The organism is Sphingobium sp. HDIP04, assembly GCF_000445085.1.
GTDB lineage: Bacteria > Pseudomonadota > Alphaproteobacteria > Sphingomonadales > Sphingomonadaceae > Sphingobium > Sphingobium indicum.
In genome coordinates, this window is the sequence record NZ_ATDO01000123.1 from 20,895 (window position 1) to 46,801 (window position 25,907).

The following is a 25,907-nucleotide window of genomic DNA, read 5'->3' on the forward strand; positions in this document are numbered from 1 at the left end:
CTTTCCGATGCTGTCGAGATATGCCTTGCAGGTATCTCAAAGAGCATAAAACAGTATTATTGGGTAAGGCTATCCTTCGTTAGAAGGTCTGGCAACGACATGGAGAGGACAGTTGGCGCATTTCCGGCATTTCATCGGCGGAACCTTCACGCAGGGAACGTCCGGCAGGACTTTTCCCAAATATCGGCCGAGCGACGGAGCGCTGATCGGCCATGTGCATGAGGGCGGCCGCGCCGAGATCGACCTGGCGGTGCAGGCTGCGCGGGCGGCGCAGAAAGGCCCCTGGGCAGGGCTGACGGTGGATGATCGGTCCGACCTGATGCGGGCCGTCGCGGACGGGATCACCCGGCGCTTCGACGATTTCGTGGCGGCGGAAATGGCCGATACCGGCCAGCCCCGGTCGATGATGGAACATGCCTTCATCCCGCGCGGCGCGGCCAATTTCCGGATTTTCGCCGACGTCGTGAAGAATGTCGCGACCGAGAGCTTCCAGACGCCGACTCCGGACGGGCGGGGCGCGCTCAACTATGCGATTCGCAAGCCCAAGGGCGTGATCGGCGTCATCTGCCCGTGGAACGCGCCGCTGCTGCTGATGACGTGGAAGGTCGCGCCGGCTCTGGCCTGCGGCAACAGCGTGATCGTGAAGCCGTCGGAGGAGACGCCGGGCACCGCGACGCTGCTGGGCGAGGTGATGAACGATGCGGGCGTGCCCGCGGGCGTCTATAATGTCGTCCACGGCTTCGGCCCGGACAGCGCGGGCGGATACCTGACCCAGCATCCGGGCGTCGACGCGATCACCTTCACCGGCGAGACGCGCACCGGCACCGCCATCATGCAGGCGGCGGCGCACGGCCTGCGCGACGTGTCCTTTGAATTGGGCGGCAAGAACAGCGCGATCGTCTTTGCCGACGCCGACCTCGACGTGACGCTGGAGGCGCTGGGCCGATCCGTCTTCCTCAATTGCGGGCAGGTGTGCCTGGGCACCGAGCGGGTGCTGGTCGAGCGGCCGCTGTTCGAGGCGCTGGTCGCGGGTCTCAAGGAAAAGGCGGAGGCGCTCAAGCCCGGCGCGACGCTGGGTCCGCTTATCTCCGCCGAGCATCGCGAGAAGGTGCTGTCCTATTATGCGAAGGCCGTGGCGGAGGGGGCGAGGGTCGTGACCGGCGGCGGCGTGCCGACCATGCCCGACGAGCTTTCGGGCGGCCATTGGGTGCAGCCGACGATCTGGACCGGCCTGGCGGACGAGGCGTCGGTCTGGAACGAGGAGATTTTCGGTCCCTGCTGCCATATCCGCCCCTTCGACAGCGAGGAGGAGGCCATCGCCGTCGCCAACGCGACCGACTATGGCCTTTCCGCCGCCATCTTCACGCAAAACCTGTCGCGCGCGCACCGCGTCGCGGCGGAGGTCGACGTGGGCATCACCTGGGTCAACAGCTGGTTCCTGCGCGACCTGCGCACGCCCTTCGGCGGCACCGGGCACAGCGGCATCGGCCGGGAAGGCGGGGTCCACAGCCTCGAATTCTACACCGAGCTGCGCAACATCTGCGTGAAGCTGTGACCATGCTGGACGCGGCCGCCATCGCCCGGCACGGCGACGAGCTTTACGAGGCGCTGGTCGCCGGCGCGACCGTCCCCAACCTGCGGGACCGGGTGCCGGGCATCACCATCGTCGATGCCTATCACATCCAGGCCCGCATGGTCGGGCGGCGCGTCGCCGCGGGCGAGACGGTGGTCGGCAAGAAGATCGGCGTCACGTCCAGGGCCGTGCAGAACGCCATCGGCGTGTTCGAGCCGGACTTCGGCATATTGACCAGCGCCATGGCCTATGACGATGGCGCGACCGTCCCCATCGAAGCGCTGATCCAGCCCAAGGCGGAGGCCGAAATCGCCTTCGTCCTGAAACGCGACCTGAAAGGCCCCGGCGTCACGGCGGCGGACGTGCTGGCGGCGACGGACCATGTCCGCGCCTGTTTCGAAATCGTCGACAGCCGCATCACGAACTGGGACATCCGCATCCAGGACACTGTGGCCGACAACGCGTCCTGCGGGGTCTATGCGCTGGGCCGCGAGAAGATCGATCCGCGCGACGTGGATCTGGCGCTGGCCGGCATGTGGGCGGAGCGCAATGGCGAGCAGGTGGCCGTGGGCGTGGGCGCGGCCGTGCAGGGATCGCCCGCCAATGCGGTCGCCTGGCTCGCCAATACGCTGGGCCGGCTCGACATGCCCTTCCTGGCCGGGGAGGTGATCCTGTCCGGCGCGCTGGGGCCGATGTTCCCGGTGGGCGAGGGCGACCATATCGCCATGCGCATCGGCGGGATCGGCGATTGTTCCCTGACCTTCGGCCGGAGGACCGCCGATGCTTGATGCAGCAGCCATCGCCGAACTGGCGAACCGGGTGGACGGCGCCCAGTCGAACCGCCGCACCATCGCGAAGCTGACCGACGATTATCCCGGCATGACCGTCGATGACGGCTATGCCGTGCAGGACGAATGCCTGCGCCGCTGGCAGGCGCGGGGCCGGGCGCTGATCGGCTACAAGGCCGGTCTCACCTCGCGGGCCAAGATGATCCAGATGGGCGTCGACGTGCCGAGCTTCGGCCTGCTGATGCGCGACACATGCGATGCGGAGGGCAGCGCGGTGCCGACCGCCGGGCTGATCCATCCGCGCGTCGAGGGAGAGATCGCCTATGTCATGGCCCGCGACCTGTCCGGCCCGGACGTTTCCATCGATCAGGTCCATGCCGCGACGGACTTCATCCAGCCCGCCATCGAGATACTCGACAGCCGGTTCGAAAAGTTCAGGTTCGACCTGCCGAGCGTCGTCGCGGACAATGGCTCCAGCGCGCGCTTCGTCATGGGCGGGCGGATGCGGCGGCCCGGCGACGTCGACCCCGCGACCATCGGCATCGTGCTGGAAATCAACGGCGAGGCGGCGGCGCTGGCCTGTTCGGGCGCGGTGCTGGGCCATCCCGCCCGCGCCGTGCAGATGCTGGTCGCCTGGCTGCATGAGCGGGGGCGGATATTGCCCGCCGGATCGGTGGTGCTGACCGGCGCCGCGACGGAGGCGATGCCGATCGCCAAAGGCGACATCGTCTGCGCCCGCTTTCAAGAGATGGGCAGCATCAATGTGAGGATCGACTGATGCCGATTATATCCGTGGTCATTGGCGAAGGCCGTTCGATGGAAAGGAAACGCGCCTTCATCCGCGCCCTTACCCAGGCGACGGTCGAAACCATGGACGTGCGTCCCGACCAGGTGCGCGTGATCCTGAACGAAACCCCCTTGGACCATTATGCCGTCGCCGGCGTGACGTTCGGCGAAAAGGCGCAGCAGGGACAAAGTCGATGACCAAAGTGAAATGCGCCATCATCGGGCCGGGCAATATCGGCACCGACCTGCTCTACAAGCTGCTGCGTTCCGACAGGCTGGAGCCGGTCTGGATGGTCGGCGTCGATCCGACGTCCGAGGGGCTGGCGCGGGCGCGGGAGCTGGGGCTGAAGACCACCGACGCGGGCGTCGACGGCCTGGTGCCGCATGTCGCCAGGGACGGCGTGAAGATCGCGTTCGACGCGACGTCGGCCTATGTCCATGCCGAAAACAGCCGCAAGCTGAACGAGCTGGGCGTGCTGATGATCGACCTGACGCCGGCGGCCATCGGTCCGCTTTGCGTGCCGGCGGTCAACTTGGCGCGGCAGGCGCGCGACGGCGCGGTCAACGTCAACATGGTGACCTGCGCGGGTCAGGCGACGATCCCGATGGTGAACGCGGTCAGCCGCGTCCAGCCGGTCGACTATGCGGAGATCATCGCGACCGTGGCGTCCAGGTCGATCGGACCCGGCACGCGCAAGAATATCGACGAGTTCACCCGCACCACCTCCGCCGCGATCGAGAAGGTCGGCGGCGCGGCGAAGGGCAAGGCGATCGTCGTCATCAATCCCGCCGAACCGCCGCTGATGATGCGCGACACCGTCTATTGCGAGACCGCCGACGAGCCGGACCGCGAGGCGATCAGCGCATCCGTGCGCGAGATGATCGCGCAGGTGCAGCGCTATGTGCCGGGCTATCGGCTGAAGAACGGGCCGACCTTCGAGGGGCGCAAGGTCTCCATCTTCCTGGAGGTGGAGGGGCTGGGCGACTTCCTGCCCCGATATGCGGGCAATCTGGACATCATGACCGCCGCCGCCGCGCGCACGGGCGAGATGTTCGCGCAGGAAATGATGGAGAGCGTGCAATGACGACGACGGCGCAGATCAAGGGCCGGAAGGTCAAGCTGCATGACATGTGCCTGCGCGACGGCATGCATTCGATGCGGCACCAGATCAGCCTGGACCAGATGATCGCCATCTCGACCGGGCTGGACGAGGCGGGCGTGCCCCTGTTGCAGGTGACGCATGGCGATGGTCTGGGCGGTTCGTCGCTCAACTATGGGCGCGGCGCGCATAGCGACCGCGACTATATCACCGCCGTCGCGTCCCGCATGAAGAACGCCACCGTGTCGGTGCTGCATGTGCCGGGCATCGGCACGCTGGACGAACTGCGCATGGCGGCGGATTGCGGCGCGGGCTGCGTCCATGTCGCGTCCCACTGCACGGAGGCGGACGTGACCGAACAGCATATCGGCCTTGGCCGGAAGCTGGGGCTCGACACCGTGGGCTTCCTGATGATGGCGCACATGACATCGGTCGAAACGCTGGTCGAACAGGCGCTGCTGATGGAAGGCTATGGCGCGACGACCGTCTATTGCGTCGACAGCGCCGGCTACATGCTGCCCGAAGAGGTGACGGCGCGGATCGGCGCGTTGAGGGGGGCGTTGCAGGCGGAAACGGAGATCGGGTTCCACGGCCATCACAATCTGGGCCTTGGGATCGCCAATTCGCTGGCCGCCGTGGCGGCGGGAGCCAGCCGGATCGACGGGTCCGCCGCCGGTTTCGGCGCAGGCGCCGGCAACAGCCCGCTGGAGGTCTTCGCCGCCGTATGCGAGCGGATGGGGGTGGAAACGGGCGTCGACACCTTCCGCCTGATGGACGTCGCGGAGGAGCGGGTGCTGCCGATGATGGCGAAGCCGCCGCGCGCCGACCGGGACAGCCTGACGCTGGGCTATGCCGGGGTCTATTCCACCTTCCTCTACGCGGCCAAGGATTGCGAGCGCAAATATGGCCTGCCCGCCCGCGACCTGCTGGTCGAACTGGGCCGCCTGAAGATGATCGGCGGGCAGGAGGACATGATAGAGGATACCGCCCTCACAATGGCGAAGGAGCGCGGGCTGATTTCGGCCTGACGCCCGGTTTTCAGATCGGAGTGAAGAGCATGTCCGTTCCGGGCAGGAATTTCGGCGCCCATTGCGTGGTCGTCGGCGCGAGCGGCGCATTGGGCAAGGCGATCGTCGCCGGGCTGGTGGCGCGCAAGATGCATGTCGTCGCGGTGGCGCGGTCGCGCGAGCCGCTGGAGGCGCTGGTCGATCGCCATGGCGCGGGCGTGGTGATGCCGGTCGTGGCCGACTTCGCGTCCGACGATGCGGTCGATGCGCTTCGGGCGCGGCTGGACCGGCCGGTCGCCATGGTCGTCCATGCGCCCGGCGTGCCGGTGGCGGGCGGCATTCGCGCCGCGCCCACCGACGCGCTGGTGGAGGCCTGCAACATCAAGGTCGGCGGCTTCGTCCGGCTGGTGCGCGCGGTGGAGGACCGACTGCGCCGCCACAGCCGCCTCGTCGCGATCGGCGGCCATTACGGGTTCGAGCCGACCGCCTATGCCGCCACCGCCGGGGTCGCCAATGCGGCGCTCGCCAATGTGGTGCGGCAGATGAGCTGGGCCTATGGCGGGGAGGGGATCACCGCCCATCTGGTCGCCCCCGGCCCCGCCGATACCGATCGGCTGCACAAGGTCGCGGCGGCGCGGGCGTCTGAAAATGGCGGCTCGGTAGCGGACGAGCTGGACGCGATGCGCGGCGAATCCGCCATTGGCGCGCTCACCACGCCGGGCCAGGTCGCCTGGGCTGTGGCGATGCTGCTCGATGCGGAGGCGGACGCCATGGCGGGCGCTGCGATGATGCTGGACGCGGGCCGCAGGCGCGGCCTGCCCTGAAGGAAGGAGAAGCGGCATGCCCATCGTGCAATTCCACCTGGTGGCGGACCAATATCCGGACGAGGCGGTGGCCGCGCTGCTGGAGGCGGCCTCGCTATTCTATGTGCAGGCGCTTTATCCCACGGTCTCGCCGCCGCCCCTGGAGCGGGTGCGCGCCTTCGCGACGAACGTGCCGGCGCATCGCTGGGCGACGGGCGGCCGGCTGGTCAGCGACGGAGGGACGGCCGCGCCCTGGTTCACCTGCATCGCGCTGGAAGGCCGCCCGGCCGGCCAGTTGCAGGCCCTGGCGGCGGGATTCACCGACCTTGTCGAGCGCCATCTGGGCTGCGAACGGTCGCTGATACGCGGCACGGTGATGCAGGTCGCGCCCGCGCTGTGGAGCATCGGCGGCGTTCCCGCCAGCGAGGCGCGCGCTTCCGAAGCGTCGCTGCGCGCCGGATGACGGATGGCGGGCGCAAGGTGATATGCGTGGAGTATCACAGGTAAGCGGAAAGGGTATTTGTCGGTAATTCACCCCATGATTATGATCGGTGAAAAGAACAGAATGACGGCAGGAGAGAGATCGGATGGACGATCGCGATGTGGAAGGCCTGACGCAAGCGGCGTCGTTTCAGATAGAGATTGCGGGCGCGCGCTTTCCCTGCCGCGCCGACCAGAGCCTGTTGGCGGCGATGATCGAGTCCGGGCGCAAGGCGCTGGCCGTGGGATGCCGCGGCGGCGGCTGCGGCGTCTGCCGCATCCGGATACAGGCGGGCCGCTGTTCCACCGGGCATATGAACCGCGCCGTGGTGAGTGCTGCGGACGAGCGGGACGGCATCGTCCTGGCGTGCCGCGCCTATCCGTCGAGCGACATCCGCGCCGTGCCGCTGCCGCGCGCGTCCCTTGGCGTCGCGCCGGTCGGCCGCGCCGCATGAGCGCGATCGCGGACATCGGCGCCCCCGCGGCGCAGGCGGTGGAGCGGATGCTGTCGGCCGCCCGCGCCCGCGCGGAGGCGATCGGCGTTCGCGTGCATGTCGCGGTGGTGGATGGGGCGGGCAATCTTGCGGGCTATCTGCGGATGCCGGGATCGTTCCTTAGTTCAGGCGAACTGGCGATCGACAAGGCCTATACCGCTGCCAGCTTCGCGATGACGACGCGCGATTTCGGCGCGCTGCTGGAGCAGGCGCCGCGCCCGGTGCGCGACGGGTTGCTGCGCCGCCCGCGCCTGACGGAGGTTCCGGGCGGCTGCCCCGCCGAATTGCAGGGCCGCCCGGTCGGGGCGGTCGGCGTGTCCGGCGGCAGCGAGGTTGAAGACGAGGACATCGCCGCAGCCGCCCTGGCGGCCATGCTGCGCGAGGATATTTCTGGGAGAGAATGAATGGCGATTCGTGGATTGCTCCGGGTCGGCGAGGTGTGCGTCAGGGTGTTCGACATCGACGAAGCCCGCCGCCACTATGGCGAGCGGATGGGCCTCATCGAAACCTATCAGGGCGACCCCGACAAGCTCTATTACAAGGTCGCGGACGAGCATGACTGGTATTCGCTGGTCCTGAAAAAGGCCGATGCGCCGGGCGTCGAATATTTCGCCTTCCGCACCTATGAGGATGCGGAGATCGACCATTTCGCCGCGGCGCTGACCGATTACGGGCTTGCCGTCGAACATGTGGAGGCGGGCGTCTATCCCAAGAGCGGCCGGCGCATCCGCTTCACCCTGCCGTCGGGCCATGTCATGCACATCTATGCCGACAAGGAGAAGATCGGCAACGGCATGCCGACCCGCAACCCCGGCACCATTCCCGACGAAGGCTATATTCGCGGCTTCCGCTGCGTGCGGCTGGACCATGTGCTGCTGGGCGGTCCCGACATCGTCAAGAACAGGGACATCTTCACCGGCATATTCGGCTTTACCGTCAGCGAGGAACTGGTCACGCAGGGGGACGAGACCCGGCTCGCCGTCTTCCTGTCCTGCTCCAACAAGCCGCATGACATCGCCTTCATCCTGCAACCGGAGGGCAGCCGGTTCCACCATGTCTCCTTCCTGCTGGATTCGGTGAACGACCTGTTCCACGCGGGCGACCTGATCGGCAAATATGAGATCCCGGTCGACGTGTCGGTGAACCGCCATGGGGTGACGCGCGGCGCGACCATCTATTTCTTCGATCCGTCGGGCAACCGCAATGAAGTCTTCACCGGCGGCTATGTCCATTATCCCGACACGCCGACGCTGACCTGGGACACCAGCCAGTTGGGCAAGGCCACATTCTCGCAGGACAATATGCCGCGCGACAGCTTTCTGAACGTTCTGACCTGACGGTCGTCGACACGACAGGCCGCGAAAAGGCGGCCGAGATATAAGGGACAAGGGGAGTTTAATCATGAAGTCTGGAATTTCGAACGGCGCGTCCGCGCTGGCGGTGGCGCTCGTCCTTTCGACATCGGTCGCGATGGCGCAGGACGCCGCCGCGCCGCAGGAAAATGTCGGCCTCCAGGACATCGTCGTCACCGCGCAGAAGCGGTCCGAAAGCGCGCAGCAGGTGCCGATCGCCATTTCCGCCGTCACGTCCGAAGCGCTCCAGTCCAAGGGGCTGACCGACATCGCCAGCATTTCCGGGCAGGCGCCCAACGTCACCCTGAAAAGCTCCGGCGCGTTCGGCGGGTCCAGTTCGACCCTCTTCACCTATATCCGCGGCATCGGCCAGAATGATTTCGGCTTCAACCTGGAACCGGGCGTGGGCGTCTATGTCGACAATGTCTACCTCGCCCGCAACATCGGCGCGAATGTCGACCTGCTGGACCTTCAGCGCGTCGAAGTGCTCAAAGGACCGCAGGGCACGCTGTTCGGGCGCAACACCATCGGCGGCGCGCTCAACATCGTCACGTCCGATCCGGGCGACGAATGGAGGGTGAAGGGCGAGGTCACGACCGGCCGATACGACCGCATCGACGTGCGCGGCGCGCTGGAAGCGCCGCTGGCGCCGGGCGTGCTGCACATGGGCCTGGCCTTTTCCACCAAGCATCGCGACGGCTGGCAGAAGCGCATCCCCTATGAAGGCGATACCGGCAACAACCCGATCTGGCTGCTGGCGACCGGCGGCGCGTCGGGCGGCCCGGCCAACGGCAATACGGACGGCGCGATCCTGTTCCCGACGACCGCGAAGGACAGGCCGGGTCGGTCGGGCAACATGAACCAGACCGCCGTGCGCCTGAAATTCCTGTTCACGCCCAATGACAGGCTGACCATGCGGCTGATCGGCGACTATCTGAACGTGGATGAGCAGGCGACGCCCTTCTCGCTGCTGGCGGTCAACCAGAATGCCTATGTCGCGCTCTACAACACCTGCATCTCGGGCAATCCGGCCTTCTACGCGCCGGTCGCCGCGCTGGCGGGCGTGCCCGCCGCCGGCGTGACCGACCTGTGCCAGGGCGCGCGCGGCAATGCCGGGTCGCCGGCCGGCATCCAGCCTTCGCTGGAAAGCCAGGCGGGGCAGAACCTGCCCTATGACAACCGCTATGTGATCCGCAACGCGGACGGCAGCATCAATCCCGATCTCAGCTATGCCAGCGGCGCCAATTACAACAAGATCGACAATTACGGCATCAACGGCCAGATCGATTACGACCTGACCGACGCGCTGACGATCAAGTCGATCACCGCCTATCGCCGGTTGAAGTCCAAATTCGGCGCCGACATCGGCGGGGCGCCCTTCTCCGCGCTGGCGCCCACCTTCGCGGATTGGGAAAACCAGCTTTCGCAGGAAGTGCAACTGGTCGGCAACATCTGGGACAATCGCTGGAAATTCGTGCTGGGCGGCTATTATTTCCACGAATATGGCCGTCATGCGGACCGGGTGCCCTTCATCGGCGGCATGATCCAGATCGTGTCGAACGACCGTTACGACACAAAATCCTACGCCGCCTTCATGCACAACAATATCGATGTCATTCCCGACAGGCTGGGGCTGACGCTCGGCATCCGCTATACCCGCGACGACAAGCGCTTCACGGGCACGCAGCGGGACGAAAACGCCTTCGGCCTGCGCCTGACGCAGGCGCCGCCCGCGCTCGTCCTGCCCGATCCCAACGACATCTACCGCGTCTATCCGCTGGGCGAAAACAGCATGTCGTTCGAAAACGTCTCCTACCGGATCGGCGCGGAATATCATATCAACCGGCGGGTGATGGCCTATGCCTCCTACGCCACGGGGTACAAGGGCGGCGGCTGGACCACGCGCCTGACGCTGCCCAATTTCACCGTCGTCAACGGCGTGCCGGTCAAGCTGCCCGCGCCGACATTTGGCCCCGAAAAGGCCTATACGACCGAAATCGGCATCAAGTCCGAACTGTTCGACCGCCGCGTCCGGCTGAACGTCGCGGCGTTCAACACGGAATATAACAGCATCCAGCTCACCTTCCAGAACGGATCGTCCCCGGTCACCGCCAATGGCGGGGACGGGCGCATCCGGGGCGTGGAGGCCGAACTGAACCTGGCCCCGGCGCGCAACTGGACGCTGGACGCCAGCCTTGGCTATCTGGACGCGGAATATCAGAGCATCCTGCCCGGCGTGCCGCTGACGGGGAAGGAGAAGTTCGTGAACACGCCCAAATGGCAGGCGCAGGCGGGCACCGCCTACACCTTCGAGACGGGCGGCATCGGCAGCTTCACGCCGCGGGTCGACTGGACCTATGCCAGCAAGACCTACAATGACGAGGCGAATACGCCCTTGCTGGCCACGCCGGCAGGCAGCTTCTTCAACGGTTCCGTCACCTGGCGCGCGCCCGGCGAACGCTACGAGCTTCAGGCCGGGGTCACCAACATCGCCGATCGGCGCGCCGTCGTGTCGGGCTACACCAATGCGGAGGCGATCTATTCCGGCGTGTTCAGCCGCCCGCGCGAATGGTTCCTGACCCTGCGCGTGCGCAACTGAGGACAAGGGGGTTCCCGCAGCGGTTCGGGCTGCGGGATACGGGGCGCAAGGGACGGTTCCCGCGCGCCGGCCTGCCATGACCGTCCGGATCCGCTGCCCAGGCAGGCCGGTCCGGGCGGTCCTTTTTTCCTGGGGGGGAGGAAGGCGGGCGCGGTTTCGACAAAATTGTCGACGGCGGACCGCAATTGACGAAATTGTCGATGCGGCTTGCGCGAAAACCCTGGATTTTCGGGGAAAGTCGAACTGGCATGGCCCTTGCTAAACCAAAAGGACAAGGCAACAGCCGGGAGAGGAAGATGGCGGAACAGCCGCAATCCGACATATTGGACGCGAAGTTCGTGCGCGTCCGCAACCGCCGCGAAAACGGGCTGGTCGAATTCGACTTCGCCATCGGCGCGCCGGAAATCTTCGTGGAACTGCTGATGCCGACCGCGGCGTTCGAGGAATTCTGCGCCGTCAACCGCGTGATCGACGTAACCGGCCAGCCGCTGGAGCAGGACGATTTCGACGTCCGGCTGGCGCGGGTGATCGCCGGCGAAGCCCGATAGGCAAGAGAGGAGAGACCGACCCCATGCAGATGGACCTGCGCACCGTCACCATCGCGCCGCAGCGACAGACCTATGGCCATGTCGCGCGCCATATCGGCGGCGACAAGCCGGCGTCCCGCTATCAGGAGGGCACGATCGGCCTCCAGACCACGGGCAACCAGCATTATCGTCCGCTCTGGGACCCGGCCCACGACTATTTCGACGAGAGCCGCACGAAGCTGAAGATGGCGGACTGGTACGCCTTCCGCGATCCGCGCCAATATTATTACGGCAGCTACGTCCTGGCCCGCGCCAGGCAGCAGGAGGCGGCAGAGGCCGCCTTCGACTTCGTCGAGACGCGGGGGCTGGCCGACGCTTTGCCCGACGACATCCGCGCCCTGGCGCTCGACCTGATCCTGCCGCTGCGCCATGTCGCCTGGGGCGCTTCGATGAACAATGACTTCATCGCCGCCTATGGCTATGGCACGGGCATCACCCAGCCGGCGCTCTATTATGCGATGGACCAGCTGGGCATCGCGCAGTTCGACACGCGCCTTGGCCTGCTGCTCGCCGAACCCGAAGCGTTGGACGCGGCGAAGGAGGCGTGGCTGCGCGACGTGCGCTGGCAGTCGCTGCGTCGCCTGGTCGAGGATATGTTCGTCGAGCAGGACTGGTTCGAACTGTTCGTGGCGCAGGATTTCCTGCTCGACGGCCTGCTCTATCCCCTGGTCTTCCAGACGATCGTCGACGGCGACCTGGCGCAGCGCGGCGGCGCGGCGGTGGCGATGATGACCCAGTTCCAGAACGAATGGGCGGCAGAGACACGCAAATGGGTCGACGCGCAGATCAAGGCCGCCTGCGCCGACGATGCGGGCAATGCCGCGCTGATCGGCTGGTGGATCGCCAAATGGACGCCGCGGGCGGCCGCCGCGCTCTGCCCGCTGGCCGAAATGGGGCTGGGCGACCGATCCGCCGCCGTCATGGACGAACTGTGCGCCGCGCTCGACGCCCGCGCCGCCAGGGCGGGGGTCCGCGCATGAGCAGCACCGTCTTCCTCGCGCTCCAGGCCAATGACGACACCCGCCATGTCATCGACGCGATCATGGCGGACAATCCCGCCGCCAGCCTGGACCCGCAGCCGGCGATGGTGCGCATCACCGCGCCGGGCACGCTGGTCGTGCGCCGCGAAACGATCGAGGAGCTGATCGGCCGCGATTTCGACCTTCAGGAACTGCACGTCAACATGATCTCCCTGTCGGGCCGCGTGGACGAGACCGACGACATATTCACTCTGAGCTGGGACCGCTGAGCCATGGACATGCCCGTCACGAAGAAGAAGAAACTCGGCCTCAAGGAACGCTATGCGCTGATGACGCGGGGCCTTGGCTGGGAACCGAGCTATCAGCCGATCGACGACATCTTCCCCATGGACCAGTTCGAGGGGATCAGGATCCACGACTGGGACGCGTGGGAAGACCCGTTCCGCCTGACCATGGACGCCTATTGGAAATATCAGGCGGAAAAGGAGCGGAAGCTCTACGCCATCGTCGACGCCTTCGCACAGAGCAACGGCCATCTCACCCTGTCCGATGCGCGCTACATCAATACGGTCAAGCTGTTCGTCAACGGCTTCGCCCCGCTGGAATATATGTCGCACCGGGGCTTCGCCCATATCGGACGGCAATTCCGCGGCGTCGGCCCGCGCGTCGCCTGCATGATGCAGTCGCTGGACGAGATGCGCCATTCGCAGACGCAGATCCACGCCATCAGCAACTATAACCGCTATTATAGCGGCATGGCGGAGTTCCGCCATCATCACGACTATCTGCCCTATCTTCAGGTGCCCAAGAGCTTCTTCGAGGATGCGGCGACCGGCGGCCCGTTCGAATTCATCGTCGCCATCGGCTTCGCCTTCGAATATGTGCTGACCAACCTCGTCTTCGTACCCTTCATTTCGGGCGCGGCCTATAATGGCGACATGGGCGCGATGACCTTCGGCTTTTCCGCCCAGTCGGACGAGGCGCGGCACATGACCCTGGGGCTGGAGGTCATCAAGTTCGTGCTGGAGCAGGACCCGGCCAATGTCCCGATCGTCCAGAAATGGCTGAACAAATGGACCTGGCGCGGCGTGCGGCTGCTGACGCTGGTCGCGATGATGCAGGATTACATGCTGCCCAAGCGGGTGATGAGCTGGGCGGAGGCGTGGGAAATCTATTTCGAGGAGAATTGCGGGGCGCTGTTCCGCGATCTCGCCCGCTACGGCATCGTCATGCCGCCCTGCGTCGAGCAGATCAGGCTGGAGCGCGACCACCTGTCCCATATCGCATGGTGCCATTTCTACCAGGCGCGCGGCACCAGCGACTTCCATGTCTGGCTGCCGTCGAAGGAGGACATGGACTGGCTGTCCGCCAAATATCCGGACACGTTCGACCGCTATTACCGTCCGCGCTATGAATATTGGGCGAAGTGCGAAGCGGAAGGAAAGCCGTTCGAGGCGACGGCCGTGCCGATGCAATGCCAGGTCTGCCAGATTCCGATGATGTTCACCGAGCCGGGCGACCCGCTGACGCTGTGCCAGCGCCATGCCGAATACAAGGGCGAGCAATATCATTTCTGCTCCGACCATTGCCGCGACATTTTCGAGGACGAGCCGGAAAAATTCATCCAGTCGAAGATCGCCGGGCACGAGGTCTTCAAGGGCAACGCCTTCCGCCCCGGCGCGGACCCGACGGCCGAGGGCTTCAATCCCGCCGCCGAGGCGCTCGCCTTCTTCCGCATCGAGCATGGGCGGGACAACGGCCTGCACAACGGGTCCAGGGACGAAGCGAATTTCGCCATGTGGCGCGGCCTTGCAAAGGCCAACGACTGACAGCCGGCCACACCGCCTTCACGGAAGGGATAATATTCCAGGAGAGACATCATGGCCGTCAAAGCCATCGACACCTATGAATTCGAACCGGCGGACAAGGCCGAAAATTTCCACGGCGCCTGCGTCATCTATGCCGGTTGGGACGGGCATCTGCTCTTTTCCAGCCCCTATGCCTGGCCGTTGCCGCCGGACCTGCCCTTCGCGCACTTCATCGCCGGACCCATGGCGGAGATTTTCGGCCAGCACCCCGACTGGGCGGGGATCGACTGGAACAGCGCCGTCTGGACCCGCAACGGCGAAGCCTTCGTCCCCGACATGCAGGCCGGCATCGCTGCCAACGGCCTCAGGCACAAGGATGCGTTGCGATTCCGCACGCCGGGCCTGGATGGCCTGAACGGAGCCGGCATCTGATGAGCTATACCCTGACCATCGAGACCACCGGCGACGAGGTGGAAGTGGCGGAGGGGCAAACCATCCTCGACGCCTGCCTGCGCGCAGGCATCTGGTTGCCGCATGCCTGTTGTCATGGCCTGTGCGCGACCTGCAAGATCCAGGTGACGGACGGGGAAATCGACCATGGGGAGGCGTCCAGCTTCGCGCTGATGGATTTCGAGCGCGACGAGGGCAAGGCGCTGGCCTGTTGCGCGCGCCTTGAAAGCGACGCCAGCATAGAGGCGGATATAGAGGAAGACCCCGACGCGCTGGGAATCCCGGTCGAGGATTTCGAGGGCGTCGTCACCCGCATCGATCCGCTGACCCCGACCATCAGGGGCATCCATGTCGCGCTGGACCGACCGATCCGGTTCCAGGCGGGGCAATATGTGAACCTGACGGTGGGGGAGGAGGGGGTTCTGACTCGCGCCTTCTCCCTTGCCAGCGATCCCCATGCGCCCGACGCCGTCGAACTCAATATCCGCATCGTGCCCGGCGGCGTCGGCACGACATGGATACATGAGCATCTGAAGGAGGGCGACCGGGTGAAGCTGTCCGGCCCCTATGGCCGCTTCTTCGTGCGCCATTCGGCGAAGGCGCCCCTGCTTTTCCTGGCCGGCGGTTCGGGCCTGTCCTCGCCCCGGTCGATGATCCTCGACCTGATCGCCCGCAACGAGACGCTGCCGATCACGCTGGTCTATGGCGCGCGCAGCCGGGAGGAGCTTTATTATCATGAGGAGTTCGAGGCGCTGGCCGCGGCTCATGCCAATTTCCGCTATATCCCCGCGCTTTCGGATGAGCCGGCGGACAGCGGCTGGACGGGTTTTCGCGGCTATGTCCACGAAGCCGCACGGGCGACGTTCGACAATGATTTCCGCGGGCACAAGGCCTATCTTTGCGGTCCGCCGGTGATGATCGAGGCCTGCCTTGCCGCGCTGATGCAGGGGCGGCTGTTCGAAAAGGACATCTACACCGAAAAATTCTTCTCCGCCGCCGACGCGCAGCAGGTTCGAAGTCCGCTTTTCAGGCGCATCTGACCGGATATTGCGCTAGGATCGGGCAGCAAGCGGCGAAACGGCCGGACCGGCGAGGGGAGAAGGGCGAAGATGGCGAGCAAGGCGCTCGACGACCGATCGGGCCGGATCGACCTGTGGTCGAAATTGCGGTTCGACCCCGGCACCGGGACCGTCTGGCTGGACGAACAGCGGATGCTGCTGCTGCACGCCGGGTCGCTGGGCGCGCTGCGGGCGGAAATGGTGCGCACGCTGGGCGAAGGCCGGGCCGGCGCGCTGCTGATGCGCATGGGCTATCAATCCGGCATGCAGGACGCCGAGATCGCCCGCAAGATGGTGGGCGACCGCGATTATGAGGAGGTCTTCCTGCTGGGCCCCCGGCTTCACAAGCTGGAGGGGCTGGTGCAGGTGGAGACCATCCAGTGCGAGCTGGACCTGGACGCCGGGCGCTTCCACGGCGAGTTCCGCTGGACCGAAAGCTGGGAGGCGGAAAGCCAGATCGCCCATTTCGGCATCGGCGAACATGCCACCTGCTGGAACCAGTTGGGCTATGCCTCCGGCTATGTCAGCGCCTTCATGGGCCGGCCGGTCATCTTCCGCGAGACGATGTGCAAGGCGAAGGGCGACCCGCATTGCACCATCGTGGGCGAGATCGCGTCCGACCTACCGGCGGACGACCCCTATCTGAAGGCCATGCGCCCGGAGGACATAGCCGGGCAGTTGCGCGCCATGGCGGAGGAGATCGGGGAGCTGCGCGCATCCCTGCGGCGGGAAAAGCAGACCGGATCGTTGATCGGCCAGTCGCCCGCTTTCTTGAAGTCGGTGAACCTGCTGCGCCGCGCCGCCGACAGCAACATCACCGTCCTGCTGACCGGGGAGACGGGCGTCGGCAAGGAAGTGTTCGCCCATTGGCTGCACGACAACGGGCCGCGCCGCGACAGGCCCTTCGTCGCGATCAATTGCGGCGCCATCCCCCATGACCTGATCGAAAGCGAGTTGTTCGGCGTCGAGCCGGGCGCCTATACCGGCGCGCAGCGGCAGCGGCTGGGCCGGTTCGAGCGGGCGGACGGCGGCACGCTGTTCCTGGACGAGGTGGGCGACCTGCCTTTGCCCGCGCAGGTCAAGCTGCTGCGCGTGCTCCAGACCGGGGAGGTGGAGCGGCTGGGCGGCGACAGGCCGGTGCATGTCGACGTCCGCATCGTCGCGGCGACCAATGTCGACCTGACATCGGCGGTGGCGGCCAGGACGTTCCGCGCCGACCTCTTCTACCGGCTCAACCCCTTTCCCGTCGCCATCCCGCCGCTGCGCGAGCGGGCGGCCGACATTCCGCTGTTCGTCGAGGCGCTGGTGGAGCGGCTCGCCCGGCGGCACGGCAAGCCGGTGCGCGGCGTGTCGGACCAGGCGATGCGCGCGCTGATCGCCTATCATTGGCCGGGCAATGTGCGCGAGCTGGAAAATGTGCTGGAGCGCGGCGTGCTGCTGGCCGAACCGGGCGGGCGGATCGACGTCGACACCCTGTCGATCATGCTGGAGCCGGACAGCCGCGAACAGGCGCATGTGCGGCCGGACGGCAGGCTGGCGGTCACCGGCGCGCCGCTGATACCCGACATCGAACGGGCGCCGCTGCTGCTGGCGGATTATGAGGCCGCGCTGGTGGGGGAGGCGCTGCGCCGCGCCGGGGGCAATGTCGCGGATGCGGCGCGCATGCTCGGCATGTCCCGGCGGCAGCTGGACTATCGATTGAAGCAGGGCGGGGGCTGAACGCCGCGAACGCGCTTCATTCCCTGGGGCGGTCGGCGAACTTGCCCAGCATGTCCTCGCTATAGCTATGCTCCGGATAGGGCAGCATCTGCGCCAGCCAGCCGGCATGGGCGGCCTTGAGTTCGGCGACCTTGCCGGGCATGGCCTCCTTGCGGTCGGCGCGTTCGCGCTCGTCCTGCGACAGGTCGAACAGATAGTCCCGCCCGTAGGACCGCAGATATTTCCATTGGCCGCTGCGCACCGCGATCTGGTCGCCGGCGCGGTGGCGCCAGAACAGCATGCGGTCGGTCCTGCTGTCGACGTCGCGCAGGAAGGGCATGAGGTCGATGCCGTCCAGCCCCTCCACCCGACCGGGGTCGCCGCCCGCCGCCGACAGCAGCGTGGGCAGGGCGTCCATCGACATGGTCACCTGCGCGCTGTCCCGCCCCTTGGGCAGATGGGCGGGCCAACTGACGATCAGGGGCACGCGGATGCCGCCCTCCAGCAATTCGCCCTTCATCCCGGTCAGCGGCCAACTGTCGGAAAAGCGCTCTCCGCCATTGTCGCTGGTGAAGATGACGATCGTGTCCTCCTCCAGCCCCAACGCCGCCAGTTCGGCCAGCACGCGGCCGACATTGGCGTCCATGCCCTCCATCATCGCGGCATAGGCGCGGACATTGCCGCCGTCCATCTGGCGCGGATCGGCTGTGGCGCTGCCCTGGGCGGCGTCGCCCGGACCCTGCCAGGGCCAATGGGGGGCGGTGAAGTGCAGGCTGATGAAGAAGGGGCGGTCCTGCCGCGCCGCCAGCCGCATCCGATCGATCGCCTTCGCGCCGAGCAGGTCCGTCAGGTAGCCGGGGCGCTGGATTTCCGTTCGGTTCTCGAACAGCTTGCCCATCTCATGCCCGTTGATGGTGGTCGCATGGGCGAAATAGTCGGTGCCGCCCGACGCTATGCCGAAGAAATAGTCATAGCCGTGATCGAGCGGGCTGGAGGCCGGCAGTTCCCCGACATGCCATTTCCCGACCAGCGAGGTCGCGTAGCCAAGATCGCGCAGCAGGCCGGGCAGGGTCCGGGTGCCGCGGGGCAGGGACAGTTCGTCGCCGTTGAAGGCGATCGGCTCCTCCAGCCCGATGCGGAACCGCCCCTGGTAACGGCCGGTCAGCAGGGCGATGCGGGTGGGCGAGCAGACGCAGCTATTGGCATAGGCGTTGCCGAACTTCACGCCGCGCGCGGCGATGGCGTCGATCGCCGGGGTCCGGATGTCGCGGCTGCCATAGCAGCCCAGGTCGGCATGGCCCATGTCGTCTGCCATGATGTAGAGGATGTTGGGCCGGCGCGGGCCGGATCGCCCGCCGCGGGCGACGGCGGGGGCCGCCACCGCTGAACCGAGGGCGGCGAGCGCCGTCCGGCGCGTCATCGCGCCGGTCATGCATGTCTTCATGTCGTCAAACCTCCTGTCCGGTCACCAGCGGGTCGAGAGCGTCACGCCATAGAGGACCGTTCCTTCGTTGGGCACGCAGGTGTTGGTGTTGCTGAGGCCGTCGAACGGCTCCTTGCGCAGGCAGGTCTTTTCCGAGGTCAGATTGTCCGCGTAGAAGGAAATCTGGTGCCGCCGGTCCCGCCCGAAATCGAAGCCGATGGAGGCGTCGACGAAGAAGCTGGGATCGATATAGCCGCTGCGCGCCTTGGTCAGTTCATTATATTGCGTGCCGACATAGCGGCCGCTGATCCGGCCGGTCAGGCGATTGTCGCCCAGTTCCACGGTCTGGCTGGCGGCGCCGTTGAACGACCAGCGCGGCGATTGCTGGAGCGGCGCGCCCTTGAGCGCGGTCTGCGGGGTGAGCGCGCCGACGTCGATCACCTCGGTGTCGAGGAAGGCGCCGGCCAGGTCCAGTTCGAAGCCGCCGCCGGGCGCGATCTTCGCCTCCGCCTCGACGCCGGTCAGCCGCGCCTTGGGCAGGTTGATGAAGGCCGGGCCGAGCACCGGCACCTGGCCGAAGGTCTGAAGATCCTTCCAGTCGTAGCGGAACGCCGCGACGTTGAGCTGCACCCGCCGGTCGAACAGGCGCGACTTGAGGCCGAGTTCATAGGCGTCGAGCGTTTCCGGGCGGACCGGCGTGTTGCCGGTGCCGTTGAACACGCCCTGGGCGCGGATGTCGAAGGAACCCGATTTGAAGCCGCGCGAATAGCTGAGATAGGCCATGACGTCGGTCGCCAGTTCGTAATGGGCGGAGATCTTGCCCGCCAGCTTGCTGACGTCCTGCTTCAAGGGGGTGAGCGGGCCGCGGCAGCCGACCACGCCCGCCGCGCAGGGCAGCGTGAAATTGGCGGCGAGGCCGGTCAGGAAGCCGCGCGAGAAGAAGAAGTCGGCGGGCAGGCGGGCCGCGCCGGGCAGGCCGGTCACGCTGTCGAGGGCGGTGATGACGTCGCGCAGGCCCTGCCGCCGGTCATTGGTCCAGCGCAGGCCGGCGCTGACGTCCAGCCGGTCGGTCAGCGCATAGTCGATCTGGCCGTAGAAGGAGGCGATCTCCGCCTTCTGGTCGATGGCGACCATCGGCACCACCGCCAGCGTCGGCGGCCCGGCGAAATTGTTGCGCACGATGGTGGCCAGGCTGTCCTTTTCATGGGACCAATAGGCCCCGACGATCCATTTCAGCGGCCCGGCCGTGTCCGACGCCAGCCGCACCTCCTGCGAATAGACGTCGTAGACCGCGTCCTGGAACACCTGGAACTGGGCATAGGGCAGGCCGCCGCCTTCCTCCGCATAGAGAATCTTGGTGCGGTCGAAGGCGGAGATGGCGGTCAGGGAGAAGCCGCCGAAATCATGGCGCAGGCGCAGCGATCCGCCCTCGAAATCGACATCGGCCAGGTTGCTGCCCGCGTCATAGGCGTCGCGCCAGCGCGACAGCGAGGGATTGAAGGTCAGGCCGCCCTTGCCGGTCGACACGCAATTGTTGACGCGTTCGAACTGCTCCACGCCCAGATCGTTGGCGGGGCAGGGGGTGACGCCGTCGGGCAGGAAGCGGCCGACCGCCTTGCGCGGCAGGCGCGATCCGCGATTATAGCCGACATGGCCCGACAGCAGCAGTTCGGTGTCCTCATCGGGTTGCCAGCCGATGCCGAAGCGGCCGGAATAGCGCTTGGTCGATCCGATCTTCGCCCCGGTCGAAACGTCGCGGAACACGCCGTCGCGGGTCTGCACCTGCCCCGCGACGCGGATGGCGAGCGTGTCGGTCAGCGGCAGGCCGATCGCCCCCTCCACATCGACGCGGTCGAAGCGCCCGGCATTGATGCGGGCATAGCCGTTGAAGCCCTCCCCAGCGTCCGGCCGGCGCGACACATAGTTGATTGCGCCGCCGGTGGTGTTGCGGCCGAACAGGGTGTTCTGCGGCCCGCGCAATATCTCCACCCGTTCCAGGTCGAACAGGCCGAAGGTGCTGGAGAAGGGCGTCACCAGCGACACCTCGTCCAGATACTGGCCCACCGCCTGCTGCGCGGTAAGGTGGAAATTCTGGGTGCCGACGCCGCGAATGGAAATGCCGGCATTGACGGCCGAGCTTTGCTTGAAGCTGAGGTTAGGGAATTGCCGGACCAGGTCGGTCGGATCGGCGATGCGCCGTTCGGCCAGCGCCTCCCCGCCCAGGGCGTTGATCGCGATCGGTATGTCCTGGACGTTTTCGGCGCGCTTCTGCGCGGTGACGACGATGTCCTGGATGCCGCCCGATCCGGCATCGTCCTGCGCGGCGGCCATCGCCGGCAGGCAGAGGCCGGCGAGCAGCGTCAGCTTCGGCACGCGGTGCGCCAGACGTCGTTTCCCGTTCATATTCTCCCCTCCATGGTCTGGCCGATCGTCCGTCGGCCCGGCTTGTCCCATGCACTGTCGCCACAAGGGGGCGGGAGGACAATGGGGCTCGACCTTGTCCGGTGACAAGGTACAGCCTATACCCTGATGCGGCGCCCCCAGAGGCGCGGCAGCAGCAGGGGGAGAGGTCGGCCATGTTCCGTTTCACGCCGCGCCAGTTGGAAATCTTCCTGGCGGTCGGCCGGGCGCAATCCTTCCGCCAGGCGTCGGAAAACCTGCGCATATCGCAAGCCGCCGTCAGCGAGCAGATGCGGGCGTTGGAACAGCAGGTCGGCGCCACCCTGTTCCACCGCAGGGCGGGGCGCAGCATGAGCCTGACGCCCGAAGGCGAACGGTTCCGGGAAGGAGTCATGGCCTTCGCCCAGAAGGGGCATGAACTGGGACGGCTGTTCCGGGGAGCGGCCCCGCAGAAGGTGCGCATCTTCATCGGCACCTTCCTGCTCAACGAATATGTGCGCCCGGCGCTGCCTCGATTCCTGATGGAGAATAGCGACATCGCGCTCGACTTCGTGCACAACGAGTCGGGCGCGGACGTCGACGACCAGGTGGCGCGGGGCATGCTGGACTGCGCGATATTCTCCCGCCCGCAATCCGATCCGCCGGGCGCGTTCGAACCGATCTTCGCTGAGCCGGCCTTCGTGTTCGCGACGCGCGAGCTGCGCGACCGGGCGCAGGCGCAGGGATTGCAGTCGCTGCCCTTCATCAGTTGGAACATTCCGCCGCTGCGAAGCTGCGACCAACTGCGCATGCTGGCCTCGGTCGGCATCATGCAGCCGACGCTGCACAGCGAGGTGCAGCATCATGAGGTCGCGGTGGAACTGGCCACGCAGGGCGCGGGCGCGGTCATCATGCTGCATTCCACGGTGCAGCGGCTGGATTGCGGGCACCGGCTGGTGCCCATCGTCAAGGTCGGCACCTGGGAAAGGCGGCTGTTCCTGTCCCAGTCGCTCGACCAGGGCATGCGCGACCGCCTGGCATTGTTCTTTCGCGAGATAGTCGGAAACGGGGAGCCGCGCCGAGGGGGAGGCCGGCCGGGAAGCGCCTGACCGGCGGGGCCGCCACGGCCGGATGTCGATACAGCCCTAAGGCTTGTTGAGATTCAGGATTCCCCTTTAGGCTTTGATCTGATTCAAGCTCCTTGAAGGAGTTTGTGATGGAAGCTGAACGACTTGTCCTTCGGGACGATCAGTGGGCAAAGATGGCGCCATATTGTCTTGGCAAGGCAAGCGATCCGGGTCGGAGCGGCCACGACAATCGGCTATTTCTGGAGGCGGTGTTGTGGATTGCGCGCACGGGCAGTCCATGGCGTGATCTTCCGGCTGCATTCGGGAAGTGGAACACGATCTTCAAGCGCTATCGGGATTGGGTGAAAGCCGATGTTTTCCAACGGCTTTTCGACGCCGCGTCGGATGATCCAGACATGGAGTTTGCAATGGTCGATGGCACGATCGTCAAGGTCCACCGCCACGGCCAGGGCGCAAAAGGGGGACTCAAAGCCAGGCCATAGGGCGGTCGAAGGGCGGCATGACCACCAAGATCGTCGCACTCACGGATGCCTTGGGCAATCTCGTTCGCTTCGTGCTGCTACCGGGTCAGCGCTGCGACATCATAGGTGTCCCGCCCCTCATCGAGAACCTCGCCTTCGCTGGCTTCATGGCCGACAAGGCGTTCGACACCAACGCCATCATTGCTGAACTCGACGCGCGGGGCGCAAGGGTCGTGATCTCACAGCATCCCGGACGGGCCAGCAAGCGCCGGATCGACGCAGAACTCTACAAATGGCGTCACCTCATCGAGAACTTCTTCTGCAAACTCAAGGAGTTCAAACGAATCGCCATGCGTTCCGACAAGACCGATCAGAGCTTCTCAGCCATGATCTATCTCGCCAGTGCCGTCATCAACTCTCGATGAATCTCAACAAGCCTTAGGGCAGCTTCCTGACGGCGCCGAGATAGTCCCTCTTGCCCAGGGGCACTCCGCTCGCCCGCAGGATGTCATAGGCCGTGGCGGCATGGAAATAGAAGTTGGGCTGGGAAAAGCTCAGCAGGAAATCCTTGCCCAGCAGGTTCCAGCGCAACTTGTCGCCGATGGTGAAGGTCATCTGCCTTTCGCTGAGGCCCTCCACATCGGCAATCTCTAGCGCCCGGAGCGCGTCGATGGTTTCGGCCATCCGGGCGGCCAATCCTTCGAAACTGTCGGGCGGCATCGTTTCGTCGGGCGAGAAATTTCCGCTCTGGACGCCGCGGATCGCCCCGATCGAATGCACGGCGCAGCTTTTCACCTGATAGGCGAAGTCCAGCATGTCGGGCGCGAGTTTCGCCTGAAGCAAATGTTCGTGAGGAAGGGCGTGCTGATCGCAATAAGTCTTCGCCTTCGCCAGCAGCCGCGAGACCGATTCCAGGATCTGGAGGCAGCCGGGCACGAAGGCGTCATACAGCGTCATCATGGATATTGAACCTCCGGCTGGACAGTGGAAGGATCAGCAATGACCGATCCTGTCGGGGCCGTAAACATTTTCCGAATGGCCGGGCGATTCCGCCGGACTGTCGCAGCCTAACGCCGCCGGTAGCGAAAGTACCAGACCTCATGGCCGAGCTTGCGGGCCTTGGCTTCGTAGCGGGTTTCCGGCCAGCCGCCGGGGCGGTTCTGGAAATCCTGGGGGGTGCTGGCCAGCCATTCGAAATCGGGATGGCCGTTCATCACCATCAGCGCCCAGCGCAGATAGACCGGGTGATCCGTGCCGAAGCGGAATTCGCCGCCCGGCTTGAGCTTGCGCGCGATCATCGCGACCGGGCCGGGGTTCATCATGCGGCGCTTGGCATGGCGCGCCTTGGGCCAGGGATCGGGGTGGAGCAGGTAGACGAAGCTGAGCGCGCCGTCGGGGATGCGGGCGAGCACCGACAGCGCGTCGCCCATGTGGAGCCGGACGTTGCCCAGCGCCTGGTCGCGGACATGGCCGAGCGCGGTGACGACGCCGTTCAGGAAAGGCTCGCAGCCGATGAAGCCATGGTCGGGCAACAGGTCGGCGCGATAGGCGAGATGCTCCCCGCCGCCGAAGCCGATCTCGAAATGCAGGGGGCGGTCGTAGCCGAACAGGCCGGCGGCGGTGACCTCTCCCTCTTCCGGGACGGAGAGGGCGGGGAGCAGGGCGTCGACCAGCTCCTGCTGCCCCTTGCGGAGCTTGTGCCCGGACTGGCGGCCGTAGAGGCGGTTGAGCGTGGTGGGATCGCCGGATTTATGCGCTGTCATGCGCGGGCGGATAGAGCATTTTCGAGGCGAGTGAAATCACCTGCCAGATCGAAAAATGAGGGACGGGCGAGAAGGGGCGCGGCGTCGTGGGGGCGCCTCCTGTCCCCGGTGTTGAGGAGATGGCGCCGGGGACAGGAGGCTGAGGCCCGGCGCCGTGGGCGGGCGCCGGGCTTGTTCCATTGGGGGGCGATGGGTGAGGGCCGATGCGGACCCGTCAGGTCACTTGCCTTTGGCGAAGCGGCCCTTGGCGTCCTTGCATGGCCCGGCCAGCGCGGGGCTGCGCCGCCGACCGGGAGGGCAAGGGCGACAAAGGCGAAAGGTCATAACGGCCCGGTCATCGCATTCCCCTTTGGAAAGAGGGTTGCCGGACCCGACAGGGGTGCGGGTCCGACGGCCTGCTTATGGGCGTTTCGCGGGCGGCGCGCCAATGAACTTTTGGTCATGTTGCCGCCATGCGCGGGCCTGTCAGGCAGCGGGCAGCCGTTCGGCCATGCCGCTGTTCTGCTGCATCATGGCCGCGGCGCGTTCCGTGGCGAAGCGGGTGTCGTCGGCCAGTTTCTTGACCTCGCCCGCGACCACCGCGAAGCCGCGACCGGCCTCCCCGGCGCGGGCGGCCTCTATCCGGGCGTTGAGGGCGAGCATGTTGGTCTGGGCGGCGATGCCCCGGATGGTCGACACGATGTCGGCCAATTGGTTCATCGTCTTTTCCAGCGCGTTCTTCTGCCGCTCCAGGTCGTGCTGGAGGCGGTGGCTGTCGGCCAGGCGGTGGCGCGCCTCCCGCTCCTGCCGGACCTGGCGGGTGATGTCGGTGGCGATCTTCACGACCTTGCGCGGGGTGCCGTCGGCTGCGAAGACGGGATTGTAGGTGGCCTGCAACCAGATTTCGCGGCCGTCGCGGTCGCGGCGTTCATAGGCGCCCGCGTCGAACGCGCCGGAACCGAGTTTCTGCCAGAAATCGGCATAATCCTGCGATTGGGCATGGTCGGGCGTGCAGAATATCCGGTGGTGCTTGCCGGCGATCTCTTCCAGGCGATAGCCCATCAGGCCCAGGAAATTGGCGTTGGCGGTCAGGATCGTGCCGTCCAGCGCGAATTCGATCACCGCCTGGCTGCGGTTGAGGGCGGCCCATGCGGCTTCGGCGCCGTTGGTGCCGTAAGAAAGGGAAGAGGCCAAACCATGTCTCCTTGATCCACGCTACGCTAAACGAGCCATGGTTAAGGAACGGTGAGG

At 66.1% G+C, this 25,907-nt stretch carries 26 protein-coding genes; 21 read left to right on the plus strand and 5 right to left on the minus strand.

Annotated elements, in window-relative coordinates:
* The first annotated feature begins 112 nt into the window (after nucleotides 1–112).
* The 19 genes from L286_RS43275 to L286_RS43365 all read left to right on the plus strand — a co-directional run bounded on the left by L286_RS43275 (nucleotide 113) and on the right by L286_RS43365 (nucleotide 17,584).
* Entirely contained in the window at nucleotides 113–1,555 is a 1,443-nt protein-coding gene (locus tag L286_RS43275) for a 2-hydroxymuconic semialdehyde dehydrogenase (protein WP_020818446.1), read from the plus strand.
* Nucleotides 1,552–2,361, plus strand: a complete 810-nt coding sequence (locus L286_RS43280) for a fumarylacetoacetate hydrolase family protein (RefSeq protein ID WP_020818447.1) — start codon at nucleotides 1,552–1,554, stop codon at nucleotides 2,359–2,361. The genes L286_RS43275 and L286_RS43280 overlap by 4 nt, the downstream gene beginning before the upstream one ends.
* Nucleotides 2,354–3,139, plus strand: a complete 786-nt coding sequence (locus L286_RS43285) for a 2-keto-4-pentenoate hydratase (RefSeq protein WP_020818448.1) — start codon at nucleotides 2,354–2,356, stop codon at nucleotides 3,137–3,139. The genes L286_RS43280 and L286_RS43285 overlap by 8 nt, the downstream gene beginning before the upstream one ends.
* On the plus strand, nucleotides 3,139–3,345 hold the full coding sequence (locus L286_RS43290) for a tautomerase family protein (protein WP_007684774.1): 207 nt from the start codon (nucleotides 3,139–3,141) through the stop codon (nucleotides 3,343–3,345). The genes L286_RS43285 and L286_RS43290 overlap by 1 nt, the downstream gene beginning before the upstream one ends.
* Entirely contained in the window at nucleotides 3,342–4,232 is an 891-nt protein-coding gene (locus tag L286_RS43295) for an acetaldehyde dehydrogenase (acetylating) (RefSeq protein WP_020818449.1), read from the plus strand. The genes L286_RS43290 and L286_RS43295 overlap by 4 nt, the downstream gene beginning before the upstream one ends.
* The gene (dmpG, locus tag L286_RS43300) at nucleotides 4,229–5,275 is read left to right on the plus strand and encodes a 4-hydroxy-2-oxovalerate aldolase (protein WP_020818450.1); all 1,047 of its coding nucleotides are present in this window, start codon (nucleotides 4,229–4,231) and stop codon (nucleotides 5,273–5,275) included. Before L286_RS43295 ends, dmpG begins: the two co-directional genes overlap by 4 nt.
* 29 nt (nucleotides 5,276–5,304) lie before the next feature.
* Nucleotides 5,305–6,078 (plus strand): SDR family oxidoreductase, encoded by a 774-nt coding sequence (locus L286_RS43305; RefSeq protein ID WP_020818451.1) that lies wholly within the window; start codon nucleotides 5,305–5,307, stop codon nucleotides 6,076–6,078.
* Nucleotides 6,079–6,094: 16 nt separating this feature from the next.
* Nucleotides 6,095–6,520 (plus strand): tautomerase family protein, encoded by a 426-nt coding sequence (locus L286_RS43310; RefSeq protein ID WP_007684782.1) that lies wholly within the window; start codon nucleotides 6,095–6,097, stop codon nucleotides 6,518–6,520.
* 124 nt (nucleotides 6,521–6,644) lie between these two features.
* Nucleotides 6,645–6,992, plus strand: a complete 348-nt coding sequence (locus tag L286_RS43315; protein ID WP_007684784.1) for a 2Fe-2S iron-sulfur cluster-binding protein — start codon at nucleotides 6,645–6,647, stop codon at nucleotides 6,990–6,992.
* Nucleotides 6,989–7,435, plus strand: a complete 447-nt coding sequence (locus L286_RS43320) for a GlcG/HbpS family heme-binding protein (protein ID WP_007684785.1) — start codon at nucleotides 6,989–6,991, stop codon at nucleotides 7,433–7,435. Before L286_RS43315 ends, L286_RS43320 begins: the two co-directional genes overlap by 4 nt.
* Nucleotides 7,436–8,368 (plus strand): catechol 2,3-dioxygenase, encoded by a 933-nt coding sequence (locus L286_RS43325; RefSeq protein WP_007684789.1) that lies wholly within the window; start codon nucleotides 7,436–7,438, stop codon nucleotides 8,366–8,368.
* 64 nt (nucleotides 8,369–8,432) lie between these two features.
* On the plus strand, nucleotides 8,433–10,982 hold the full coding sequence (locus L286_RS43330; protein ID WP_007684791.1) for a TonB-dependent receptor: 2,550 nt from the start codon (nucleotides 8,433–8,435) through the stop codon (nucleotides 10,980–10,982).
* 296 nt (nucleotides 10,983–11,278) lie between these two features.
* Nucleotides 11,279–11,530 (plus strand): phenol hydroxylase subunit, encoded by a 252-nt coding sequence (locus L286_RS43335; RefSeq protein WP_007684793.1) that lies wholly within the window; start codon nucleotides 11,279–11,281, stop codon nucleotides 11,528–11,530.
* A 23-nt stretch (nucleotides 11,531–11,553) separates the two neighbouring features.
* Nucleotides 11,554–12,549, plus strand: coding sequence for a phenol hydroxylase (locus tag L286_RS43340; protein ID WP_020818453.1), 996 nt, complete (start codon nucleotides 11,554–11,556; stop codon nucleotides 12,547–12,549).
* Nucleotides 12,546–12,818 (plus strand): MmoB/DmpM family protein, encoded by a 273-nt coding sequence (locus L286_RS43345; protein WP_007684796.1) that lies wholly within the window; start codon nucleotides 12,546–12,548, stop codon nucleotides 12,816–12,818. The genes L286_RS43340 and L286_RS43345 overlap by 4 nt, the downstream gene beginning before the upstream one ends.
* A gap of 3 nt (nucleotides 12,819–12,821) precedes the next feature.
* Entirely contained in the window at nucleotides 12,822–14,378 is a 1,557-nt protein-coding gene (locus tag L286_RS43350) for a YHS domain-containing protein (protein ID WP_021223931.1), read from the plus strand.
* 51 nt (nucleotides 14,379–14,429) lie between these two features.
* Nucleotides 14,430–14,789, plus strand: coding sequence for a phenol hydroxylase subunit P4 (locus L286_RS43355; protein WP_007684802.1), 360 nt, complete (start codon nucleotides 14,430–14,432; stop codon nucleotides 14,787–14,789).
* Nucleotides 14,789–15,847, plus strand: coding sequence for an NADH:ubiquinone reductase (Na(+)-transporting) subunit F (locus L286_RS43360; RefSeq protein ID WP_020818455.1), 1,059 nt, complete (start codon nucleotides 14,789–14,791; stop codon nucleotides 15,845–15,847). Before L286_RS43355 ends, L286_RS43360 begins: the two co-directional genes overlap by 1 nt.
* 69 nt (nucleotides 15,848–15,916) lie before the next feature.
* The gene (locus L286_RS43365; RefSeq protein WP_021223932.1) at nucleotides 15,917–17,584 is read left to right on the plus strand and encodes a sigma 54-interacting transcriptional regulator; all 1,668 of its coding nucleotides are present in this window, start codon (nucleotides 15,917–15,919) and stop codon (nucleotides 17,582–17,584) included.
* Nucleotides 17,585–17,600: 16 nt separating this feature from the next.
* Here the strand turns inward: L286_RS43365 and L286_RS43370 are convergent, their stop codons facing one another.
* Together L286_RS43370 and L286_RS43375 are read right to left on the minus strand one after the other, a co-directional pair.
* Nucleotides 17,601–19,007 carry a sulfatase family protein gene (locus L286_RS43370; RefSeq protein ID WP_021223933.1) on the minus strand — a complete coding sequence of 469 codons (1,407 nt, stop codon included), beginning with the start codon at nucleotides 19,005–19,007 and terminating at the stop codon, nucleotides 17,601–17,603.
* Nucleotides 19,008–19,028: 21 nt separating this feature from the next.
* Nucleotides 19,029–21,389 (minus strand): TonB-dependent receptor, encoded by a 2,361-nt coding sequence (locus L286_RS43375; RefSeq protein ID WP_020818458.1) that lies wholly within the window; start codon nucleotides 21,387–21,389, stop codon nucleotides 19,029–19,031.
* 173 nt (nucleotides 21,390–21,562) lie between these two features.
* Between L286_RS43375 and L286_RS43380 the strand changes: the two genes are divergently transcribed.
* Together L286_RS43380 and L286_RS48115 are read left to right on the plus strand one after the other, a co-directional pair.
* Nucleotides 21,563–22,474, plus strand: coding sequence for a LysR family transcriptional regulator (locus L286_RS43380; RefSeq protein ID WP_007684811.1), 912 nt, complete (start codon nucleotides 21,563–21,565; stop codon nucleotides 22,472–22,474).
* A 107-nt stretch (nucleotides 22,475–22,581) separates the two neighbouring features.
* A protein-coding gene (locus L286_RS48115) for an IS5 family transposase (protein ID WP_115288555.1) occupies nucleotides 22,582–23,339 on the plus strand; the annotation gives its coding sequence in 2 pieces (ribosomal slippage) (nucleotides 22,582–22,918 and nucleotides 22,918–23,339; 759 coding nt in all).
* 13 nt (nucleotides 23,340–23,352) lie between these two features.
* Here L286_RS48115 and L286_RS43395 read toward each other — a convergent pair.
* The 3 genes from L286_RS43395 to L286_RS49630 all read right to left on the minus strand — a co-directional run bounded on the left by L286_RS43395 (nucleotide 23,353) and on the right by L286_RS49630 (nucleotide 25,850).
* On the minus strand, nucleotides 23,353–23,874 hold the full coding sequence (locus L286_RS43395; protein ID WP_020818459.1) for a DUF1993 domain-containing protein: 522 nt from the start codon (nucleotides 23,872–23,874) through the stop codon (nucleotides 23,353–23,355).
* Between the two features lie 107 nt (nucleotides 23,875–23,981).
* A complete protein-coding gene (trmB, locus tag L286_RS43400) occupies nucleotides 23,982–24,677 on the minus strand; it encodes a tRNA (guanine(46)-N(7))-methyltransferase TrmB (protein WP_020818460.1) in 696 nt (231 codons plus the stop codon).
* A 465-nt stretch (nucleotides 24,678–25,142) separates the two neighbouring features.
* Nucleotides 25,143–25,850, minus strand: coding sequence for a methyl-accepting chemotaxis protein (locus tag L286_RS49630; RefSeq protein WP_020818461.1), 708 nt, complete (start codon nucleotides 25,848–25,850; stop codon nucleotides 25,143–25,145).
* Between the last annotated feature and the right edge of the window lie 57 nt (nucleotides 25,851–25,907).

Excerpts from the sequence above, each read along its gene's own strand:
- L286_RS43285 (WP_020818448.1), top strand. The coding sequence starts at position 2,354 with ATGCTTGATGCAGCAGCCATCGCCGAACTGGCGAACCGGGTGGACGGC.
- L286_RS43290 (WP_007684774.1), top strand. The coding sequence starts at position 3,139 with ATGCCGATTATATCCGTGGTCATTGGCGAAGGCCGTTCGATGGAAAGG.
- L286_RS43295 (WP_020818449.1), top strand. The coding sequence starts at position 3,342 with ATGACCAAAGTGAAATGCGCCATCATCGGGCCGGGCAATATCGGCACC.
- dmpG (WP_020818450.1), top strand. The coding sequence starts at position 4,229 with ATGACGACGACGGCGCAGATCAAGGGCCGGAAGGTCAAGCTGCATGAC.
- L286_RS43305 (WP_020818451.1), top strand. The coding sequence starts at position 5,305 with ATGTCCGTTCCGGGCAGGAATTTCGGCGCCCATTGCGTGGTCGTCGGC.
- L286_RS43310 (WP_007684782.1), top strand. The coding sequence starts at position 6,095 with ATGCCCATCGTGCAATTCCACCTGGTGGCGGACCAATATCCGGACGAG.
- L286_RS43315 (WP_007684784.1), top strand. The coding sequence starts at position 6,645 with ATGGACGATCGCGATGTGGAAGGCCTGACGCAAGCGGCGTCGTTTCAG.
- L286_RS43320 (WP_007684785.1), top strand. The coding sequence starts at position 6,989 with ATGAGCGCGATCGCGGACATCGGCGCCCCCGCGGCGCAGGCGGTGGAG.
- L286_RS43325 (WP_007684789.1), top strand. The coding sequence starts at position 7,436 with ATGGCGATTCGTGGATTGCTCCGGGTCGGCGAGGTGTGCGTCAGGGTG.
- L286_RS43330 (WP_007684791.1), top strand. The coding sequence starts at position 8,433 with ATGAAGTCTGGAATTTCGAACGGCGCGTCCGCGCTGGCGGTGGCGCTC.
- L286_RS43335 (WP_007684793.1), top strand. The coding sequence starts at position 11,279 with ATGGCGGAACAGCCGCAATCCGACATATTGGACGCGAAGTTCGTGCGC.
- L286_RS43340 (WP_020818453.1), top strand. The coding sequence starts at position 11,554 with ATGCAGATGGACCTGCGCACCGTCACCATCGCGCCGCAGCGACAGACC.
- L286_RS43345 (WP_007684796.1), top strand. The coding sequence starts at position 12,546 with ATGAGCAGCACCGTCTTCCTCGCGCTCCAGGCCAATGACGACACCCGC.
- L286_RS43350 (WP_021223931.1), top strand. The coding sequence starts at position 12,822 with ATGGACATGCCCGTCACGAAGAAGAAGAAACTCGGCCTCAAGGAACGC.
- L286_RS43355 (WP_007684802.1), top strand. The coding sequence starts at position 14,430 with ATGGCCGTCAAAGCCATCGACACCTATGAATTCGAACCGGCGGACAAG.
- L286_RS43360 (WP_020818455.1), top strand. The coding sequence starts at position 14,789 with ATGAGCTATACCCTGACCATCGAGACCACCGGCGACGAGGTGGAAGTG.
- L286_RS43365 (WP_021223932.1), top strand. The coding sequence starts at position 15,917 with ATGGCGAGCAAGGCGCTCGACGACCGATCGGGCCGGATCGACCTGTGG.
- L286_RS43370 (WP_021223933.1), bottom strand. The coding sequence starts at position 19,007 with ATGAAGACATGCATGACCGGCGCGATGACGCGCCGGACGGCGCTCGCC.
- L286_RS43375 (WP_020818458.1), bottom strand. The coding sequence starts at position 21,389 with ATGAACGGGAAACGACGTCTGGCGCACCGCGTGCCGAAGCTGACGCTG.
- L286_RS43380 (WP_007684811.1), top strand. The coding sequence starts at position 21,563 with ATGTTCCGTTTCACGCCGCGCCAGTTGGAAATCTTCCTGGCGGTCGGC.
- L286_RS43395 (WP_020818459.1), bottom strand. The coding sequence starts at position 23,874 with ATGATGACGCTGTATGACGCCTTCGTGCCCGGCTGCCTCCAGATCCTG.
- trmB (WP_020818460.1), bottom strand. The coding sequence starts at position 24,677 with ATGACAGCGCATAAATCCGGCGATCCCACCACGCTCAACCGCCTCTAC.